Here is an 18,279-nt window from a genome sequence, read left to right on the forward strand (position 1 = left end):
TTGTCAGGATAGCAGCTACGGTGGCGAAGAGTAACGGCCACCGTCTTGCTGCGACCAGATTAAGGATTAATCTGACGACCGGTCTGGCGATCCAGACATTTACGGGTGTTTGGTTCCCAGTAAGCATTGACGTTCAGGCTATCATCGCAGCGCTCTTCGCTGTCAATCGCCTTGTCTACCTTGTCGAACTCTTTCTCCACGCGGGTGTTAACCTTATTGCGCAGGGATTTGGTATCGTTAAACTGCTGTTTGCTCTGACGGGCCGCTTCGGTACTCATGGCACCGCTGTTGCTGCCATCGACGGTAACGCAGGTGCTGCCCTGAGTGCAGCTGGCGGCCAGCGCCGGAGCCTGCCAGGCCCCCATCAGCATCAGCATGGCGACCGGCAGCATCCCGCGCAGCAGTCGTTGAGTCGAAAGTGTTTTCATCGTTTCATCCTTATGAGTTAGTGTTGCCTGATAACGGCAACACTGGCTTTACCGCGCCCGCAGGCGTGTTGATAAATATACCATCGCGCTGTCGGACTGCACCAGTCAAGCACGGCCTTGTTTAGTTTACAGAGAGAAAGTTTCCCCGATGTTAAAGACCACCCTGTTATTTTTCGCCACCGCACTGGCCGAGATCATCGGCTGTTTCTTGCCCTATTTGTGGCTGAAAAAAAGCGCCAGTGCCTGGTTACTGTTGCCGGCAGCGGCCAGTCTGATGCTGTTTGTCTGGTTGTTGACGCTGCACCCGGCAGCCAGTGGGCGGGTCTACGCGGCCTATGGCGGGGTCTATGTGGCGACGGCGTTATTGTGGTTGCGGGTGGTAGACGGAGTGAAACTATCAGCGCTGGACTGGTTGGGAGCCGGCGTGGCCCTGGCTGGCATGTTGATTATCGTTTCCGGCTGGCGAGCGGCCTGAGAAACGACGGCAGGGACAGGCCCTGCCGCTCAGGATTAAGACTCGCGGTGGATATTCAACCCGGCAAAGGATTGGCTGACCGGCATGATTTCCAGTGAGTTAATGTTGACGTGGGCCGGCAGGGTCGCGACCCAGAACACCGACTCGGCGATATCCTCCGGCGTCAGCGCATTGGCACCGTAGTAGACCTTATCCACCTTGCCGTCGTCGCCTTTGAAGCGCACGTTGGAAAATTCGGTGCCGCCCACCAGGCCCGGCTCAATATCGGTCACACGGATGCGGGTACCGTGCAGATCGGCACGCAGACCGAGGCTGAACTGTTTGACAAAGGCCTTGGTTGCGCCATAAACGTTGCCACCGGCATACGGCCAGTTGGCTGCGACCGAGCCGATGTTGATTACGTGGCCAATGTTACGTTCGACCATATCCGGCAGCAGGGCGCGGGTCATATTCACCAGGCCTTTGGTGTTGGTGTCGATCATGGTTTCCCAGTCGTCGGCGTTGGCCTTGTGCGCCGGCTCCAGACCCAGCGCCAGCCCGGCATTATTGACCAGTATATCAATGTGGCGCAGCGCTGCCGGCAGCTCATCAATCACCTGCTGAATGGCCGCGCGATTACGCACGTCGAGGCGGACGATATGCAGTGCTTCACCCAGCTCGTCTTTCAACTCTTCCAGACGTTCGATACGACGGCCAGAGGCAATCACCTGATGACCTTCGCGGATAAAACGCCGTGTAATGGCCTCACCAAATCCGGATGTGGCCCCCGTAACAAAAATGATCATGTTGCTGTTCCTCAACTGTTTTTACCCTACATGCTACTAGCATTAGCATAATCCCACTTTAAGTGGCAGTGGTTATCGGCTTCCACACTGAAAAACCGCCATCGCTGCTGCCAGACGGGCGGTTTTTTCAACAGTTAACATAGGTGATGACGAACTGTGGGCCGGTCGATCCGGCCCTGGGGATAGCAGTTAAAGCTGCGGGGGTATGTGATAGACCACGCAGTCGTATTTGGTGTTTTCACGTCGGCCGGCCACTACGCCGCCCAGAGATTCGGCGATACGTCGGCTTGGCGTATTCTGTTCGGCCACCGGGTAGATAAAGTGGCGCGGATGGTAACGTTCGCTTGCCCACACCGCCATGGCGTGAACGATTTCACGCCCATAGCCATTGCCGTGCAGGTTCTCTTTCACCCAGATGCCCAGTTCAGGCGTGGTGTTGTACAGATCGTGCACGCCGCCCATGCCGACAAACTGTTTGGTGTCGCGCAGGCGGGCGATGTAAATCATTTCCTCGCCTTCGCGGATCAGCGGCAGCCAGGTTTGCCAAACGTTGGCAAAGGCTTCCTGCGACTCCTCGGGCTCAAAGTTCATAAAGCGCGTCAAGGTAGGGGTGATCGCCTGGTAAACATCGTCGGCGTCTGCTGCGGTAAAAGGGGCAATCAACAACCGGTCGGTGTTCACGCGGCACTGAGAAAGGTCACTGTGAATCATTATTATTACCTCGCTTTTCAGGCCAAAACGGCAAAAATCCGCACCGGTGAAACGGGGCGGATCATCGATATTACGTTGATTGGCGGCAGATGCGACTTATTTTTGCAATCGTTGGGGGGAGTTTGGCACCGTGGCGGCCGGTTTTCTCTGGCGAACCTCGCTGCCGGCGTTGGCGTTCAGGGTAAAGCAGTCAACCACGGCCAGCAGGGCAATCACGCCGATGACCACAAATGCCCACTGAAAATCGACCAGGGGAATGCGCTCGCCCGATTGTGGCATCAGCATCTCTGCCAGCCGCAGGGCCAGTGCGCCGATGGCGATACCCAGCCCGCTGCCCATTTGCTGCGACACATTGAACAGCGTGTTGGCACCATTCATCTGTGGCTGCGGTACTTCGGAAAACGCCAGCGTATTGAGCGCGGTGAACTGCATGGATCGCGTCAGCCCGCTGACGAACAGCAGCGCCAGAATCAGCCAGGTCGGGGTCTGTGGCGTCAACAGCGCGCAGGCGAAAATAGTGGCAGCGTTCAACAAACCATTGACCACCAGCGTGGTGCGAAAGCGAAAACGGTACAGCACCGCCGAGGTAAACGGCTTCATCACCAGATTCCCGGCAAAAACCGCCAGTACCAGCAGCCCGGCGTCGAAGGCGTTCAGGCCAAAACCGATCTGGAACAGCAGCGGCAGCAGGAAGGGCACGGCGCCAATGGCGATGCGGAACAGCGTGCCACCCCAAATGGTGACAGCGTAACTTTTGATTCGCATCGCCCAAAGATTGATCAGCGGGTGCTCGGTGCGTTTGGCGTGACGAACCGCCAGTGTGCCTAATGCCAGGCTGCCGAGAATACACAGCGCAGGCACCAGCCAGGACAGTTGCGGATGGTTGATCAAATCCAGACCGAACATCAGGCCGAAGCAGGCGATGCCGGTCAATACGAAGCCGAGTGCGTCAAAAGGCACCCCTTTCTGCGACGCTTCCTGCGGGATCAGCCGCCAGGCCAACCACAGCGCGGCGATACCCAGCGGCACGTTAAGAATAAAGATCCAGTGCCACGAGGCATAGGTGGTAATAAAACCGCCGACCGGCGGGCCGAGGATCGGGGCTACCAGACCCGGCCAGGTAATGGTGGCAATGGCCTTGATCAGATCCGGTTTGGCAGTGTTACGTAGCACCACCAGGCGACCCACCGGCACCATCAGCGCACCCCCGAAGCCTTGCAGAATCCGGGCGGCGGTGAAGGTGGGCAGGTTAACGCTGGCGGCGCACAGCACCGATGCCAGGGTAAAAATCAGCACCGCGGCGGCAAAGATATTGCGGGCGCCGAAGCGGTTGGCAATCCAGCCACTGGCAGGAATAAACACCGTCAGCGTCAGAATGTAAGCCGAGATACCAATGTTCATGTCCACCGGCCTTACGCCGAAGGCCGCCGCCATCTGCGGCATGGCGGTGACAATCACCGTGGCGTCGAGGTTTTCCATAAAGAAGGCACCCGCCACCAGCAGCGGCAGCGCGCTGGCGCGTGAAAAAAAACTCATGGCTGAGTGCGCCGGGCGGAGTAAAAACAGCATGCAGGCATGACAGAAACCTCGTTTCAAAAATGTTAACGCTGGCAGAGTTTTGGAGCATAGCGCATCACACAGAGGTTAAAAAGAGGTTAAGCAGGTGATAATTAGCGGGCGCAGCAATAGCGCCCGCAACGTTGTTGGCCGGTTTGGTCTTAGCGCATTATCAGCGACTCAATTTTCACTCAAGCGTTGCCCTGTCGCGGCGTCGAACAGGTGGATCGCCTCGGTATTGGGCATCAGCCACAGCGGCTGACCGCTTTCGGCATTAACCCGCCCGCTGAGCTGGACATGCAGACGATAACCGCCCCAGGTAAGGTGCAGCAGGCTGACATCGCCGGTGATCTCCATCAGGCGCAAGGTGGCGGCAGGCTGCTGGCTGGTTTCCACTAAACGGAAATCATGCGGACGTAGCCCGAGGATCACCTGGCTGCCGGGCGTCGCCAAGCGCCACTTGGCCGGCAGCGGTAGCCACAATTCACCGCAGGCCACACCGGGCAGATTGTCACGCGGCGTGACGATGCCCTCCAACAAATTCATTGGCGGTGAGCCGATAAAACGCGCCACAAAGGTGTTGGCGGGCGCATCGTAGATCTCCAGCGGCTTGCCTTGCTGCACGATATTGCCGTCTTTCATCACCACGATTTGGTCAGCCAGCGTCATCGCTTCGATCTGGTCGTGGGTGACATACACCGTGGTGGTCTTGAACTGCTGATGCAGTGATTTAATCTCGGCGCGCAGCTCCATCCGCAACTGGGCGTCGAGGTTGGACAGCGGTTCATCGAATAAAAAGACCTTCGGGTTACGCACCATGGCACGGCCCATCGCCACTCGCTGGCGTTGGCCACCGGACAGTTCTTTCGGATAACGCTGCAACAGATGGTCGATCGCCAAAATGCGCGCGGCCTGTTGGACCTTGGCCTGTTGTTCGCTTTTGGCGACCTTCATCACCTGCATGTGAAATGCCATGTTTTCTGCCACCGTCAGATGTGGGTAGAGCGCATAACTTTGGAACACCATGGCAATATCGCGATCGGCCGGATCCAGATCGTTAATCTTTTGCTTATCCAGCAGGATCGCCCCCTCGGTCAGCGTGTCCAGCCCGGCCAGCAGCCGCAGCAGGGTGGACTTGCCGCAGCCGGACGGGCCAACCAGCACGGTAAAGCTGCCGTCGGGGATGGTCAGATCCAACGGATTCAGCACCCGCTGCTTGCCATAGTATTTGGCGACTTTTACCAGTTCGACACTTGCCATCAGACCATTTCTCCGGCGCAGGTTTTCAGCGTGTTCCAGTCCAGATACTGGCGTGGCGAACTGCTGATGGCGTGGCTGGCGGCGCGAATGCCCCAGCGCAACGCTACCGCAGCCGAATGGCCGTGCAGGCAAGCGCTCAGGAAACCGGCGTTAAAACTGTCGCCGGCACCTATGGTATCGACCACCCTGATCGGGTGTGCCGCCGCCTGCAACTGCCGTTCGCCGCACCACAGGCGTGCACCGTCCGGGCCGCATTTCACCACGCAGGCGGCGTCGGCCGGCTGTTGGCGGTTCAGCGTCCGGGCGGCGGTGTACAAATCTTCATGACCTGCCATGCCACAGGTTTCCACTTCATTGAGCAACAGGATGTCGCAGAACGGCAGCCAGTCGGCGATCTGCCCACGCAGCGTATCGCTCCAGCCCTGCGGCGGCCAACCGGTATCAACCGCGATGCGATAGCCGCGCTGGCGCAGGGTTTGCAGCAGCGCCGGGTATTCCGCCAACAGGGTGGTACACAGGAAGGTGCCGCACAGCAAAATGGTGTCGCCATTACCGGCGAACAGCGGGATCTGATGCAATACGTCGTCCTGACTCAGGCGGGTGATATGGCCCTGATTGCTGAAAAAGGTGCGCTCGTTGTCGGGGTGGGTGACACCGAAGGTCAGCGAGGTTTCGCAACTGTAGGTCGGCCAGTACAGCGAGCTTTCCGGGAACAGTTGCGCCAGCCAGGGGCTGAAATAGTCGTTGCCCTGATTGGCCACCAGCCGGTAAGGGGTTTCCAGCGCCGCCAGCGCCAGTGCGCAGTTCCCGGCCGAACCGCCCGGGCGCAGTTCGCTGTGATCCAGCATCGCCTCGGTGCCTTTTTGCGGCCACTGCTGCAAGGTGCTCATGATCACATCGACGTTGATATTGCCCACCACGTACAGCGTGGGCCGGGTGTTGGTGCTCATCATGTTAATTTCCCTGAGTAAATTAGCCTTTGCTGCCACCGCTGGTTAAGCCGCTAACCAGCGTTTTTTGCAGCCAGATGGCAATAAAAAGAGGTGGAATGGCGGCCAGAATGCCGACGGCGGCGATCAACCCGTCATCGGTGGCGCGCCCGGCGGTGAAACCGGCGATGGTCACCGGCAGCGTCTGCGCCTGAATATTGCTGGTGAACAGCAGCGCGTAGAAAAATTCGTCCCAGGCCAGCAGCCAGCCAAACAGCGCAGAAGCGCCCAGTGCCGGTTTGGCCAAGGGCAGGGTAATGCGCAGCAGCACCTGCCACTGACGCAGTCCATCCAGCCGTGCGGCCTGTTCAATGTCTATCGGCAGGGCGTCGAACTGGTTTTTCAGCATCCAGGTGAGGAATGGCAGGATCAGCGAGCAGTAGACCAATACCAGACCGATATGGGTGTTCAGCAGCGCCAACTGCTGCAAAATAAAGTACAGCGGCAGCACAAAGGCCACCGGTGGCACCATATAAATGGCCAGGCTGGCGAACAGCCAACCGTCGCGTCCCGGATAACGCGAGAAGCTGAACGCCGCCGGGATCGCCAGCAACAGCGAAATCAGCGTAGCGCCGCAGGCCACCAGCAGGCTGTTGAACAGCGCGTGCAGGAACAGGGCACCCGGCTGGCCGGGCTGCAATGAAAGCAGGCTGCCGTAGCGCGAAAAATCCCAGTGGCGCGGCAGCCATTCCAGCGGTATGCGGGTCAGATCGGCCGAGGAGCTGACGCTCATCAGAAACAGCCACAGCATCGGCGCCAGGATCGACAACGCCAGCAGCAATGCGGCAGCGTAGCGCAATACCAGGCGGATTTTACGCTTCATCGGCGAGGTTCCTTCTGCGTTGGCGGAACAGCATCAGCATGTACAGCGCGATCAGCAGGCCGCATAGCAAGGTCATCAATACCGCGTAGGCTGCGCCGCTGCCGGCCCGCAGATAGCTGAACGACTCCTGGTAAACGAAGAAGCTGAGGGTCTTGGTGCTGTCCATGGGGCCGCCGCGCGTCATCACGTAAATGATGTCGAACACCTTGAAGGCATCAATGGTACGCAGCACCAACGCCACCGCCAGCGGGGCCAGAATGGCGGGCAGGGTGATGGCCCGGAAGCGCCGCCAGGCAGAGGCTCCGTCCAGTCGCGCCGCTTCGTACAAATCGTCCGGGATCGATTGCAACGCCGCCAGCGTCAGCAGGGTAATCAGCGGGTAGTTCTTCCAAATATCCGCCAGCATCACCGCGTTGAGCGCCGACGCCGGGTCACCCAGCCAGCTGCGGTAGTGGTCAATCACCCCGAGCTGGGTTAACAGCGCGTTGATGCTGCCGTAATCCGGGTTGAAATTCAGCCGCCACATGGTGGCATTGACGATGGTCGGTAGCGCCCAGGGCAAAATAACCAGCACCCGCAGAACATTACGGCCGTGGAATTTTTGGTTGAGCAGCAGCGCCACCAGCACGCCGATCACCCCTTCGAACGCCACCGAAACCAGGGTGAAATACAGCGTGCGCCCCAGTGCGGCCTGGAAGTCCGGGTCGGTCAGAGCGTAGAAAAAGTTATCCGTACCGACCCAGGCCGGGGTTACGCCGTCGCCCACCAGCGCCGCATCGGTGAAGCTCAGCCACAGGGTGCGAGCCAGCGGCCAGGCGGTTAACAGCAGCATCATCAGCAGCATGGGTGCCAGCAGCACCCATGCCTGACGCCGCTCACGTTGAGGTAAAGTGAGCATCGTCATCGCTTAACGCAGCCGCGCAGCGCTTTGGGTGGCCGCATCCAGCCCGGCCTGCGGCGTCACCTTGCCCTGTAGAATTTGCTGCAAATCCTGTTGCAGGCCGTTGGACAAACGAGAGTAATCGGCGGTTTCAGGGCGCGACAGCATCACGTTCAACGACTGTTTGGCGGCGGCGATTAACGGCTCCTGACCCTTCTGCACCGCCGGATCGTCGTAAGACGACTTCCAGATCGGCAGGCTCAGTTTGGCGTATTTGTCCTGCACCGGCTGTGAGGTCATGTAGCTGATGTATTGCCAGGCCTGATCGGGGTGGGCGCTGGCCTTGGCGATGCCCAGCCCCATCGAACCGTTAACCGCAGAGACCTGACCCGCCACCGATCCCGGAGCCGGCACGATGCCGACGTCACCGGCCACTTTGCTTTGCTTGGGATCGTTGGCCATGTTGTACATGTAGGTCCAGTTAAGGGCGAAGGCCGCGTCACCGTTGGAAAACGTTTTGCGCACGTCCTCTTCCAGATATTCGCGGGAGTTCGGATTGGTCAGCCCCTTGTCCAGCGAGGCTTTCATATAGTCGACGGCCTGCAGTGAACCTGGGCTGGAGAAGGTGATTTTTCCCTGTTGGATAAACTGCCCCTTATAGGCGGACACCAGGGTGGTGTAATCGCAAACCAGTGCCTCGGCCTGTGACCAGCTCCATACCAGCGGGTATTTGACCACGTTTTTTTGCTTCAGGATCTCTGCCTGCTGCGCCAGTTCCTGCCAGGTTTTCGGCGGGGCGGCAATCCCGGCCTTGGCCAGCATGGCTTTGTTGTAATACAGGTATTTGGTGTCGAGGATCCACGGCATGCCCCAGCGCTTGTCCTTATAGGTGACGGTGGTCATGGCACCGGCAAAGATTTTGGCGCTGTCGTCGGCGCTGATGCGCGAGGTCACGTCCTGCAGCAGGCCGAACTTGGTGAATTCCGCGGGCCAGATGGCGTCGAACAGCACCACATCGTAGCCGTTGCTGCCGGCACCGCGCGCCGCGACGATTTTATCGTGCAGCGCCTCGTAAGGAACGAACTCCAGGTTAACGGTGATGTCCGGGTGCTGCTTGCTAAAATCGGCGGTCATGGCACGGATATCATTTTCGCTGTACGCCGCCTGGGTCATAAACAACGCGTTAATTTGCGTCGGGGCGGCATAGGCAGATGACAGGCTAAGCGCCAGGAGCGACAGGGTACAGATTGCCGTAGCGGCAAGGGTATGGCTTTTCATTGTGCGTTCTCCGGTGTTAAAAAGATTCTTAAATCAATTTGATTGCTTTATTGGAGGGCACCATACTGCAAAGACGATTTCCCTTTCTGCATAGGCAGTTATGACGACTTCCGGCACTAACCTTGAACATGCTCGTGCACACAACCGGCGCGTAGTGATAGAGGCTATCCGTCTGCACGGTGAACTGACCCGTGCCGAAATTGCCCGGCTGACCTCACTGACGCCGCAAACCGTTTCAAACATTGCAACAGAACTGGAACAGGCCGGTATTCTCTCCTCGCACCTGCCGCGTCGTGCCGGGGGGCGAGGTCAACCGGCCACGCCGTTGACCCTGAATCCAGATAGCGCGTATTCCATCGGTATCCATCTGGATCACCAGTCACTGCTGATCATCGTGGTTGATCTCTCAGGCAGCGTTCGTTTCCACCGGCTGATTATGGTACAAAAGCCGCAACCTGCTGCCACCTTGAAACTGATTTGTGATGTACTGCAAGAAATGCGCCAGCAGCCGGATCTGAGCTGGAGAAAAATGCTGGGCATCGGCGTAGTGATGCCGGGGCCGTTTGGCGTGGAAGGGATCTCGTCGGTCGGGCCGACCACGCTTAACGGTTGGAAAAATATCGATGTGGTGGCTGAGCTTAACGCGCAAAGTGGCCTGCCGGTGACGCTGGAGAACGATGCTACCGTGGCCGCTATCGGCGAGCGTTTGCACGGCGTAGCCAGGCAGCTTAATTCCTTTATTTATTTGTATCTCGGTACCGGACTTGGGGCAGGGATTTTTACCGATGGCCGAATTTATACCGGCCATGCGCACAATGCTGGTGAAGTCGGCCACATGATTGTGCAACCGGGCGGGCGGGCCTGCTACTGCGGCAACCAGGGGTGTCTGGAGCGTTATGTCTCGTTGCAGGCGGCTTATGAGAGCTGCGGGCTGGATCCGATGCGCGCCATGCCGCAAGACCTGCTGACGCTACCGCAGCCGCAGATCGACGCCTGGCTGGATACGGCGGTGCCGGCGTTACGCCAGGCGATCAATATTATTGAGTGTATGTTCGATGCCGAAGCGGTGATTATTGGCGGGCTGATGCCGGAAATTATCGTAGAACAGTTGATCAAGCGCCTGGCGCCACTGCACCGGTCGGTGCGCAGCAAATATCTCGACGGCCTGCGGGTTCGATTGGGGACTACCGGCGCGGATACCGCCGCATTAGGCGCGGCCGCGTTACCGCTGTTTGATGAATTTAACCCGCGCTATGAAGTGTTATTGAAGTCATAAATTTCATTCCCCCGATTTGTATTCTTGCCCGTTATTGGTGCAGGCTCACCATTAACTCAATATAAGCAAACGGTTGCTATTTAAGGGCAACCGTTTGCTTATTTGCCGCTTATTTTTATTGATTCGGATTATTGCGAGGTGAGTTTTTATCTTTTTGTTTTTAAATGAAAAATCTTAATAAAAAACCAACTGGCACGCTGCTTGCTATCCTTAAATCAACACCTGCGAACGATAAAAGACCGCCATGGCTCCCTGGGCTGAATTAACTCAGCCGGGGGCTGTGCGCTGGCCGGTAGAGAAGGAAAGCAAAATGAGCCTGTCATTCACCACGGCGATCCGTGGTCATTTTTTCGATATTGCTGCCTGTGTCGATCAACCGCAGCAGTTGGAGCAGCAACTGCGACATATTCCTGACGGATTGCTGCTGCTCGATGAAGGCCGCATTGTCTGGTTTGGCCCCTGGCAGCAGGGTGAAACGCTGTTGCCGCCGGGGTTTGAGGTCACTCATTATCAGGACAAACTGATAGTGCCGGGCTTTATCGATACCCATATTCACTACCCGCAAACCGAAATGATCGGTGCCTATGGCGATCGGCTGCTGGCATGGCTGAAGCATTACACCTTCCCGACGGAAAGCCAATTCTGCTGCGAGCAGCACTCCGGCAAGATGTCGGCGTTCTTTTTACAGCAACTGTTAAGCAACGGCACCACCACGGCGCTGGTGTTCGGCACCATACACCCGCAGTCGGTTGAAGCGCTGTTCAGTCAGGCGGCGGCGCTGAATATGCGGCTGATCGCCGGCAAGGTGATGATGGACCGCCATGCGCCTGAGGAACTGCTGGAAACCCCGGAGCAGAGCTACCGCCAGACCCGCGAACTGATTGAGCGCTGGCACGGCAAGCAACGGCTGAGCTATGCCATCACGCCGCGTTTTGCGCCCACCAGCACCCCGGCGCTGTTGGCTCAGGTACAAAGGTTGCGTGAAGAGTTTCCGGATGCCTATCTGCACACTCACCTGAGCGAGAACCTGGAAGAAGTCGCCTGGGTGAAAGAACTGTTCCCGGACAGCCGCAGTTACCTGGATGTCTATCACCAGTATGGGTTGACCGGAGAGAGAAGCGTGTTTGCCCATTGCCTGCATCTGGAAGAGCAAGAGTGGGATTGCCTGTGTCACACCGGTTCGGCCATCGCCTTTTGTCCGACCTCCAATTTGTTCCTCGGCAGCGGCTTGTTCAACCTGCAAAAGGCCTGGCAGAAACAGGTCAGGCTGGGTATTGGCACCGACGTCGGTGCCGGTACCACCTTCAATATGCTGCAAACGCTGGGCGAAGCTTACAAGGTCGCTCAACTGCAGCGCTACCAGCTCTCGGCCTGCGAAGCCTTCTACCACGCCACATTGGGTGGGGCGCGGGCGCTGTCGCTGGATGACAAAATCGGTAATTTCTCGGTCGGCAAAGAGGCGGATTTTGTGGTGCTGGATCCGGCGGTATCGCCGCTGCAAAAACTGCGGCATGAAAACAGCCGTGAGCTGGCGGAGCAACTGTTTGTGCTGATGACGCTGGGCGATGACCGCAACGTTTACCGAACCTACGTCGACGGTAAAGTGGTGTACCGACCGGCTACGCAGCAGGAGGCGGCATGATCCAGTTTCTGCTTAATCAAACGCTGAAAAATGAAAGCGCGATCGACCCCAATACCACGGTGCTTAATTATCTGCGCCGCGATCTCGGCCGCTGTGGCACCAAAGAAGGCTGCGCTTCCGGTGACTGTGGCGCCTGCACCGTGGTGCTGGCGGAGCCGGACGGCGAAGGGTTGCGCTATCGCAGCGTTAACGCCTGCCTGACGTTTGTCAGTGCGCTGCACGGCAAACAGTTGATCACGGTGGAAGATTTAAAACAACAGGGTCAATTGCACAGCGTGCAGCAGGCGATGGTCGACTGCCATGGATCGCAGTGCGGTTTTTGTACTCCGGGCTTCGTGATGTCGATGTTTTGCCTGCAAAAAAACGGTGAAAACTATCATCGCGAACAGGCGCAGCAGGCACTGGCCGGTAATCTGTGCCGCTGTACCGGCTACCGGCCGATTTTGGCGGCGGCGCAGCAGGCGTGCGACAGCAAAACGCCAGATAGTTTTGAACGCCATCAACAGCAAACCTTGCAACAACTGCGGACTATCCCGGCGGCGACGCCGCTGGAGGCGGCGGGGAAACGCTGTCTGCTGCCGCAGAGCCTTGATGAACTGGCGACGCTGTATCTACAGCATCCGCAGGCCAAACTGTTGGCCGGTGGCACCGATCTGGCTTTGGAAGTCACCCAGCGGCATCAGGATTTACCCTTGATGATCGCCATTGGCCAGATTGAGGCGTTAAAACAGATTCGTCGGCACAACGATCGTCTGATTATTGGTGCCGGGGCGGCGTTGAGTGACCTTTACCCGCTGTTGGCTAACTACCACCCGGCCTTTGGCGAACTGTTGGCGCGTTTTGCTTCGCAGCAAATCCGCAACCAGGGCACGTTGGGGGGCAATATCGCCAACGCTTCGCCGATTGGTGACGCAGCGCCGCTGTTGCTGGCGCTGGATGCGCGGTTGATGTTGCGCTGTGGTGCCGTGCGGCGTGAACTGCCGCTGAACGACTTCTTCCTGGACTATCGTCAGACCGCGCTGCAGCCGGGGGAGTTTATTGAAAGCATCGTGCTGCCGGGCCAGGCCCCGGCGGATTTCCGCGCCTGGAAAGTCTCCAAGCGGCTGGAGGATGATATTTCGGCGGTGTGCGGGGCCTTCAACCTGACGATTGAACAGGGGATGATCCGCGATGCCCGGCTGGCCTTTGGTGGCATGGCCGCGACACCTAAACGGGCCGTATTGTGCGAACGGCAACTGGTGGGGCAGCCGTGGCGGCGGGCTACCCTGGAGCTTGCGGCTCAGGCGCTGGCGCAGGACTTCACCCCGCTGAGCGATTTCCGTGCCAGCAGCGCTTATCGCCTGTTGGTGGCGCAGAATCTGTTGCGTCGCTATTTCATTGCGCTGACTGAGCCACAGCTGGCGATCGAGGTGACGGCTTATGAGTAATAGCAAACGCACCGAATATACCCAACAGCAGTTGGCCGAACGTTTCCGTCAGCCGCTGACCAACGGCGTGGGGCGCAGTCGCAAACACGAGAGCGCCGACAAACACGTCAGCGGTGAAGCGCAATACATTGACGACCGGCTGGAGTTTCCCAACCAGTTGCATCTGGCGGCAAAACTGAGTGAGAAAGCGCATGCGCGCATCGTAAAACTGGATCTGTCCGCCTGCTACGATTTTCCTGGTGTGATACGGGTGATCACCTGGCAGGACGTGCCGGGCGAACTGGATATTGCTCCGTTAACCTACGGCGATCCGCTGCTGGCGAAAGACGTGGTCGAATACGTCGGGCAGGTGATTGCGGTGGTGGCGGCGGAGGATCCGGAGATCGCCTGGCGGGCCGCGCAGGCCATTAAAGTGAGCTATCAGGAGCTGCCAGCACAGCTGGACGTCACCCAATCGTTGCGGGAAGGCTTCGTGGTGCAGGAAGCTCACCACCATCGACGCGGCGATGCGGATGGCGCACTGGCGCAGGCGTTGCATCGCATTCAGGGCGAACTGCACGTCGGTGGCCAGGAACATTTTTATCTTGAGACCCAGATTGCCTCGGTGCTGCCGGCTGAGGACGGCGGCATGCTGGTGTATTCATCGACCCAGAACCCCACCGAAATCCAAAAGTTAGTGGCCTCGGTGCTTAATTTACCGATGCACAAGGTGACTATCGACACGCGGCGCATGGGCGGCGGCTTTGGCGGCAAAGAGACTCAGGCCGCCGGCCCGGCGTGCCTGTGTGCGGTGGTGGCACACCTTACCGGGCGGCCGGTCAAAATGCGGTTGAACCGCCGCGACGACATGCTGATCACCGGCAAACGCCACCCGTTTTATATTCAGTATGACGTCGGTTTTGACGACAGCGGTCTGTTAAATGGGGTGAAAATCAGCCTGGCCGGTAACTGCGGCTACTCGCTCGATCTTTCCGGTTCTATCGTCGATCGCGCCATGTTCCATGCTGATAACGCCTATTTCCTGCAGGATGTGCTGATAACCGGCCACCGCTGTAAAACCCATATCGCCTCCAATACGGCCTATCGTGGCTTTGGCGGGCCACAGGGCATGATGGCGATCGAGCAGATCATGGACCACATTGCGCGCTATCTGGCGCTCGATCCGCTGGCGGTGCGTAAAACCAATTACTACGGTAAAGATCAGCGCAACGTCACCCATTACCATCAGCCGGTGGAACAGAATCTGCTGCAAGAGATCACCGCCGAACTGGAGCGCAGTGCAGATTATCAGGCGCGGCGGCTGGCTATCCGGCAGTTCAACGCACAAAACCCAATCCTCAAGAAAGGGCTGGCGCTGACGCCGGTCAAATTCGGTATTTCCTTTACCGCCGGCTTCCTCAATCAGGCGGGGGCGTTGGTGCTGATTTATACGGACGGCAGCATTCAACTCAACCACGGCGGTACCGAGATGGGCCAGGGGTTGAACACCAAGGTGGCGCAGATTGTCGCCGAAGTGTTTCAGGTGGAAATAGAGCGTATTCAGATCACCGCCACCGATACCGGTAAAGTGCCGAACACCTCGCCGACGGCGGCATCGTCCGGCACCGACCTGAACGGCAAGGCGGCGGAGAATGCGGCTTTGACCATCAAACAGCGATTGACTGACATGCTGGCCAGGCAGCATCAGGTTAGCGCTGAGCAGATCCTCTTCAACAATGGGCAGGTCAGGGTGGGTGAACGCTATTTCAGCTTCGAACAGGTGGTAGAACAGGCCTATTTCAATCAAATCTCACTTGCCAGTACCGGTTACTACCGCACACCGAAGATCTTTTACGATCGCGACAAGGCCTGCGGCCATCCTTTCTATTACTTTGCCTACGGCGCGGCTTGCGCAGAGGTGTTAATTGATACGCTGACCGGCGAATACAAACTGCTGCGCGCCGACATTCTGCACGACGTGGGCGACTCGCTGAACCCGGCAATCGACATCGGTCAGGTAGAGGGTGGTTTTGTGCAGGGCATGGGCTGGCTGACCAGCGAAGAACTGGTGTGGGACGATCAAGGCAGGTTGCTGACCCATGGCCCGGCCAGCTACAAAATCCCGGCGATTGGTGACGTTCCTGCGGATCTGCGCGTTACGCTGCTGGAGAACCGCAAAAATCCCGAGGACACGGTATTTCATTCGAAAGCGGTGGGCGAGCCACCGTTTATGTTGGGCATCTCGGTCTGGTGTGCCATCAAGGATGCGGTGGCCAGCCTGGCGGACTACCGTCTGCAGCCCAATATTGACGCACCGGCCACGCCGGAGCGGGTGCTGTGGGGAGTACAGCAGATGCTTTCAAGTGACATTGTCACTGAATTGGCGGAGGAGAACGGCGATGGATGAGTGGATTGAGGCACTGGCCGATCTGCGACGGCTCGGAGAACCCTGCGTACTGGTGACGCTGGTGGATGAGCTGGGCTCCACGCCGCGCAATCGTGGCACCAAAATGTTGGTGACGGCCGAACGGGCGGTTAACACCATTGGCGGCGGGCACCTGGAGTTCCAGGCGTTGGCGATTGCCCGCGAGATGCTACAACAAGAGGCGGCCACGCTGCGGCTGGAACGCTTTCCGCTGGCAGCACGGCTGGGACAGTGCTGTGGCGGCAGCACCAGCGTGCTGTTCGAACCCTTGATCCCGCCACGCCCGCAAATTGCGCTGTTTGGCGCCGGACATGTGGGCCGCGCACTGGTCAATATCCTCGCCACGCTGCCGTGCCGGGTACGCTGGGTTGATGGCCGGGCGGCGGAGTTCCCGGCGCTGCTCCCGGCTGGGGTGCAACAAAACGTCTGTGAAGAACCGTTGGAGATCGTCGACGCCATGCCGCCGGGCAGTTATTTCATTGTCATGACACACGACCACGCGTTGGATCTGGCGCTGGCGGAGCGGATTTTACGCCGTGGCGATGCCGGTTACTTCGGCCTGATCGGTTCGCTGACCAAGCGCAAACGCTTCGAATATAAACTCGGTCAGCGTGGCATCAGCGAAGCGGCAATCGCCGGCATGCGCTGTCCGCTGGGGCTGCCGGACGTAAAAGGCAAACTGCCGGCCGAGATTGCAGTCGCGGTGGCCGGAGAGATCATTGCCTGTTACGGCCAGCGCTAACCTGGCCACTGCGGGTTATTTTTGAAGGATCACCACTTTTTGGTCGATGGCACCAAACACGGAGTGTCCATCAGCATCGAATACCTCGATCCGCACCTGGTCACCCTGTACCAAATAGGGCTGCCGCTGACTTTCATCTACACCACTCAGCGCCTGACGCACCCGGGCTTCGGTAATGCAGGCGCTGCCGGATGCCGGATCGGCATTGCTGATGGTGCCTGCACCCACGATGCTGCCGGCCGCTAAAGCGCGGGTGCAGGCCAGATGTGCAATAAGCTGCCCGAAATTAAATGCCGTATCATCGCCGGCGTCCGGAGCTCCAAACCATTTTCCATTTAGACTGACGTGCACCGGCAAATGTAACATTGCGTCCCGCCAGTGCGCGCCGAGCGCCGCGGGCGTCACGGCAACCGGGGCAAAGCTGGTTGCGGGCTTGCTCTGGTAGAAACCGAAGCCCCGCGCCACTTCGTCGGGTATCAGACCGCGGAGAGAGACGTCATTGAGCAACACCACTAACGCGATACACTCCAGCGCCTGCTCGGGCGTCACCCCGAGAGGGACGTCAGTGGTGATTACGGCGATCTCTGCTTCAAAATCAATATCCAGCTCATCATCAGTGGCTTCGATCGGTGCGGTTGCCTTTAACATCACGTCCGAACCGCCCTGATAAACCAGCGGCTTCTCTTCATATTGCGGAGGGATAGGTTCATTTCGCCATTGATACATCAGTTTGGCGTGGTGGCGATAAACGGAACCATCGACCCACTGATAGGCTCGGGGCAGCGGTGCCAGGCAGCTTGAGGCATTGAAAAGGTCACTGCCGTCCCAGCCGTTCTCTGCCAGTTGCATCAGCTGCGGCGCTATAGCCGACCAGTTATCTAACGCTTCCTGCAGGGTGCGGGCAATAGCGGGCACGGCAATGCAACGTGAAAGATCGGGAGAGACCAGCACCAATTCGCCATCCCGACGGCCGTTTTCTCGTGTGGCCAAACGTAATTGCGGAGCCAGAGTGGCGCTCATGATTTCCCCTCAGCCAGGGCCAGGCGTCGTGCCTGCTCTCGGGTCCAGGTTGCCAACTCCTGATGCGCCGTGTGGGCAAAGGCTTCCACTGTTTCGGCCGCCGCCACTTCGGTGGTCAATTCCAGACGAAACCCGTTCGGATCGAAGAAGTAAATGGATTCAATATAGCTGTCGTGATCGGTAACCCCAATCACCTCAATGCCCTGCGCGAGGAGTCTTTGATGCATGCTGTCCAGATCGGCCCGGTTATCCACTTTCAAGGCAATATGGTTAACCCATTCCGGGGTATTTGGGCTGGGTTGCGCCGCTATCCCGTCCCCCAAATCGAAAAAGGCGATATGCGAATCATCTTTCATGCGGAAAAAGATATGCACATACGGGCAGTACTCCCCGGTGCTGGGGACATGGTCGTTTTTAATCACATGGACCAGCGGTAAGCCGAGAATATCTTCATAGAAATGACGGGTTTCCTCTGCGTCCCGGCAGCGCCAGGCAAAATGGTGCAGCCGACGGATCGGCCTGGCATGGTCGTCGGTTTTAACCGCCGTTTTTTTAGACGATGGAAGATCGGTATGCATGATG

At 58.3% G+C, this 18,279-nt stretch carries 17 protein-coding genes; 6 read left to right on the forward strand and 11 right to left on the reverse strand.

Annotated elements, in window-relative coordinates:
• Positions 1-59: 59 nt before the first annotated feature.
• Positions 60-428: a DUF1283 family protein gene (locus ACSOSI_RS12340; RefSeq protein ID WP_012145016.1), complete on the reverse strand. Its 369-nt coding sequence runs from the start codon at positions 426-428 to the stop codon at positions 60-62.
• A 148-nt stretch (positions 429-576) separates the two neighbouring features.
• Between ACSOSI_RS12340 and ACSOSI_RS12345 the strand changes: the two genes are divergently transcribed.
• Positions 577-903 (forward strand): YnfA family protein, encoded by a 327-nt coding sequence (locus tag ACSOSI_RS12345; RefSeq protein ID WP_012145017.1) that lies wholly within the window; start codon positions 577-579, stop codon positions 901-903.
• A gap of 35 nt (positions 904-938) precedes the next feature.
• Here ACSOSI_RS12345 and ydfG read toward each other — a convergent pair whose 3' ends face one another.
• The 8 genes from ydfG to ACSOSI_RS12385 all read right to left on the reverse strand — a co-directional run bounded on the left by ydfG (position 939) and on the right by ACSOSI_RS12385 (position 9,186).
• Positions 939-1,688: a bifunctional NADP-dependent 3-hydroxy acid dehydrogenase/3-hydroxypropionate dehydrogenase YdfG gene (gene ydfG / locus ACSOSI_RS12350; protein ID WP_476707168.1), complete on the reverse strand. Its 750-nt coding sequence runs from the start codon at positions 1,686-1,688 to the stop codon at positions 939-941.
• Between the two features lie 189 nt (positions 1,689-1,877).
• Positions 1,878-2,399, reverse strand: coding sequence for a GNAT family N-acetyltransferase (locus tag ACSOSI_RS12355; protein WP_476707169.1), 522 nt, complete (start codon positions 2,397-2,399; stop codon positions 1,878-1,880).
• A gap of 96 nt (positions 2,400-2,495) precedes the next feature.
• Positions 2,496-3,935: an MFS transporter gene (locus tag ACSOSI_RS12360; RefSeq protein WP_017892730.1), complete on the reverse strand. Its 1,440-nt coding sequence runs from the start codon at positions 3,933-3,935 to the stop codon at positions 2,496-2,498.
• A gap of 201 nt (positions 3,936-4,136) precedes the next feature.
• Positions 4,137-5,216: an ABC transporter ATP-binding protein gene (locus ACSOSI_RS12365; protein ID WP_261413841.1), complete on the reverse strand. Its 1,080-nt coding sequence runs from the start codon at positions 5,214-5,216 to the stop codon at positions 4,137-4,139.
• Entirely contained in the window at positions 5,216-6,169 is a 954-nt protein-coding gene (locus tag ACSOSI_RS12370; RefSeq protein WP_476707170.1) for a carbohydrate kinase family protein, read from the reverse strand. The genes ACSOSI_RS12365 and ACSOSI_RS12370 overlap by 1 nt, the downstream gene beginning before the upstream one ends.
• 19 nt (positions 6,170-6,188) lie before the next feature.
• The gene (locus ACSOSI_RS12375) at positions 6,189-7,028 is read right to left on the reverse strand and encodes a carbohydrate ABC transporter permease (RefSeq protein WP_112362752.1); all 840 of its coding nucleotides are present in this window, start codon (positions 7,026-7,028) and stop codon (positions 6,189-6,191) included.
• Positions 7,018-7,926 (reverse strand): carbohydrate ABC transporter permease, encoded by a 909-nt coding sequence (locus ACSOSI_RS12380; RefSeq protein ID WP_041418556.1) that lies wholly within the window; start codon positions 7,924-7,926, stop codon positions 7,018-7,020. The genes ACSOSI_RS12375 and ACSOSI_RS12380 overlap by 11 nt, the downstream gene beginning before the upstream one ends.
• Before the next feature lie 9 nt (positions 7,927-7,935).
• Positions 7,936-9,186, reverse strand: coding sequence for an extracellular solute-binding protein (locus ACSOSI_RS12385; RefSeq protein WP_476707171.1), 1,251 nt, complete (start codon positions 9,184-9,186; stop codon positions 7,936-7,938).
• Positions 9,187-9,286: 100 nt separating this feature from the next.
• Here ACSOSI_RS12385 and ACSOSI_RS12390 point away from each other — a divergent pair, with 100 nt between their 5' ends.
• The 5 genes from ACSOSI_RS12390 (at position 9,287) to xdhC (ending at position 16,677) form a co-directional block, all read left to right on the forward strand.
• Complete coding sequence (locus tag ACSOSI_RS12390) at positions 9,287-10,462, forward strand: ROK family transcriptional regulator (RefSeq protein ID WP_476707172.1); 1,176 nt, start codon at positions 9,287-9,289, stop codon at positions 10,460-10,462.
• A 310-nt stretch (positions 10,463-10,772) separates the two neighbouring features.
• On the forward strand, positions 10,773-12,104 hold the full coding sequence (gene guaD, locus ACSOSI_RS12395; RefSeq protein ID WP_476707173.1) for a guanine deaminase: 1,332 nt from the start codon (positions 10,773-10,775) through the stop codon (positions 12,102-12,104).
• Positions 12,101-13,531: a xanthine dehydrogenase small subunit gene (gene xdhA / locus ACSOSI_RS12400; protein WP_476707174.1), complete on the forward strand. Its 1,431-nt coding sequence runs from the start codon at positions 12,101-12,103 to the stop codon at positions 13,529-13,531. Before guaD ends, xdhA begins: the two co-directional genes overlap by 4 nt.
• The gene (gene xdhB, locus ACSOSI_RS12405; RefSeq protein ID WP_476707175.1) at positions 13,524-15,917 is read left to right on the forward strand and encodes a xanthine dehydrogenase molybdopterin binding subunit; all 2,394 of its coding nucleotides are present in this window, start codon (positions 13,524-13,526) and stop codon (positions 15,915-15,917) included. The genes xdhA and xdhB overlap by 8 nt, the downstream gene beginning before the upstream one ends.
• Positions 15,910-16,677, forward strand: coding sequence for a xanthine dehydrogenase accessory protein XdhC (xdhC, locus tag ACSOSI_RS12410; protein WP_476707176.1), 768 nt, complete (start codon positions 15,910-15,912; stop codon positions 16,675-16,677). The genes xdhB and xdhC overlap by 8 nt, the downstream gene beginning before the upstream one ends.
• Before the next feature lie 15 nt (positions 16,678-16,692).
• Here the strand turns inward: xdhC and ACSOSI_RS12415 are convergent, their stop codons facing one another.
• Both ACSOSI_RS12415 and ACSOSI_RS12420 read right to left on the reverse strand, forming a co-directional pair.
• Complete coding sequence (locus ACSOSI_RS12415; protein ID WP_476707177.1) at positions 16,693-17,697, reverse strand: fumarylacetoacetate hydrolase family protein; 1,005 nt, start codon at positions 17,695-17,697, stop codon at positions 16,693-16,695.
• The gene (locus tag ACSOSI_RS12420; protein WP_476707178.1) at positions 17,694-18,275 is read right to left on the reverse strand and encodes a VOC family protein; all 582 of its coding nucleotides are present in this window, start codon (positions 18,273-18,275) and stop codon (positions 17,694-17,696) included. Before ACSOSI_RS12420 ends, ACSOSI_RS12415 begins: the two co-directional genes overlap by 4 nt.
• Between the last annotated feature and the right edge of the window lie 4 nt (positions 18,276-18,279).

This window comes from Serratia sp. AR11 (assembly GCF_056376275.1).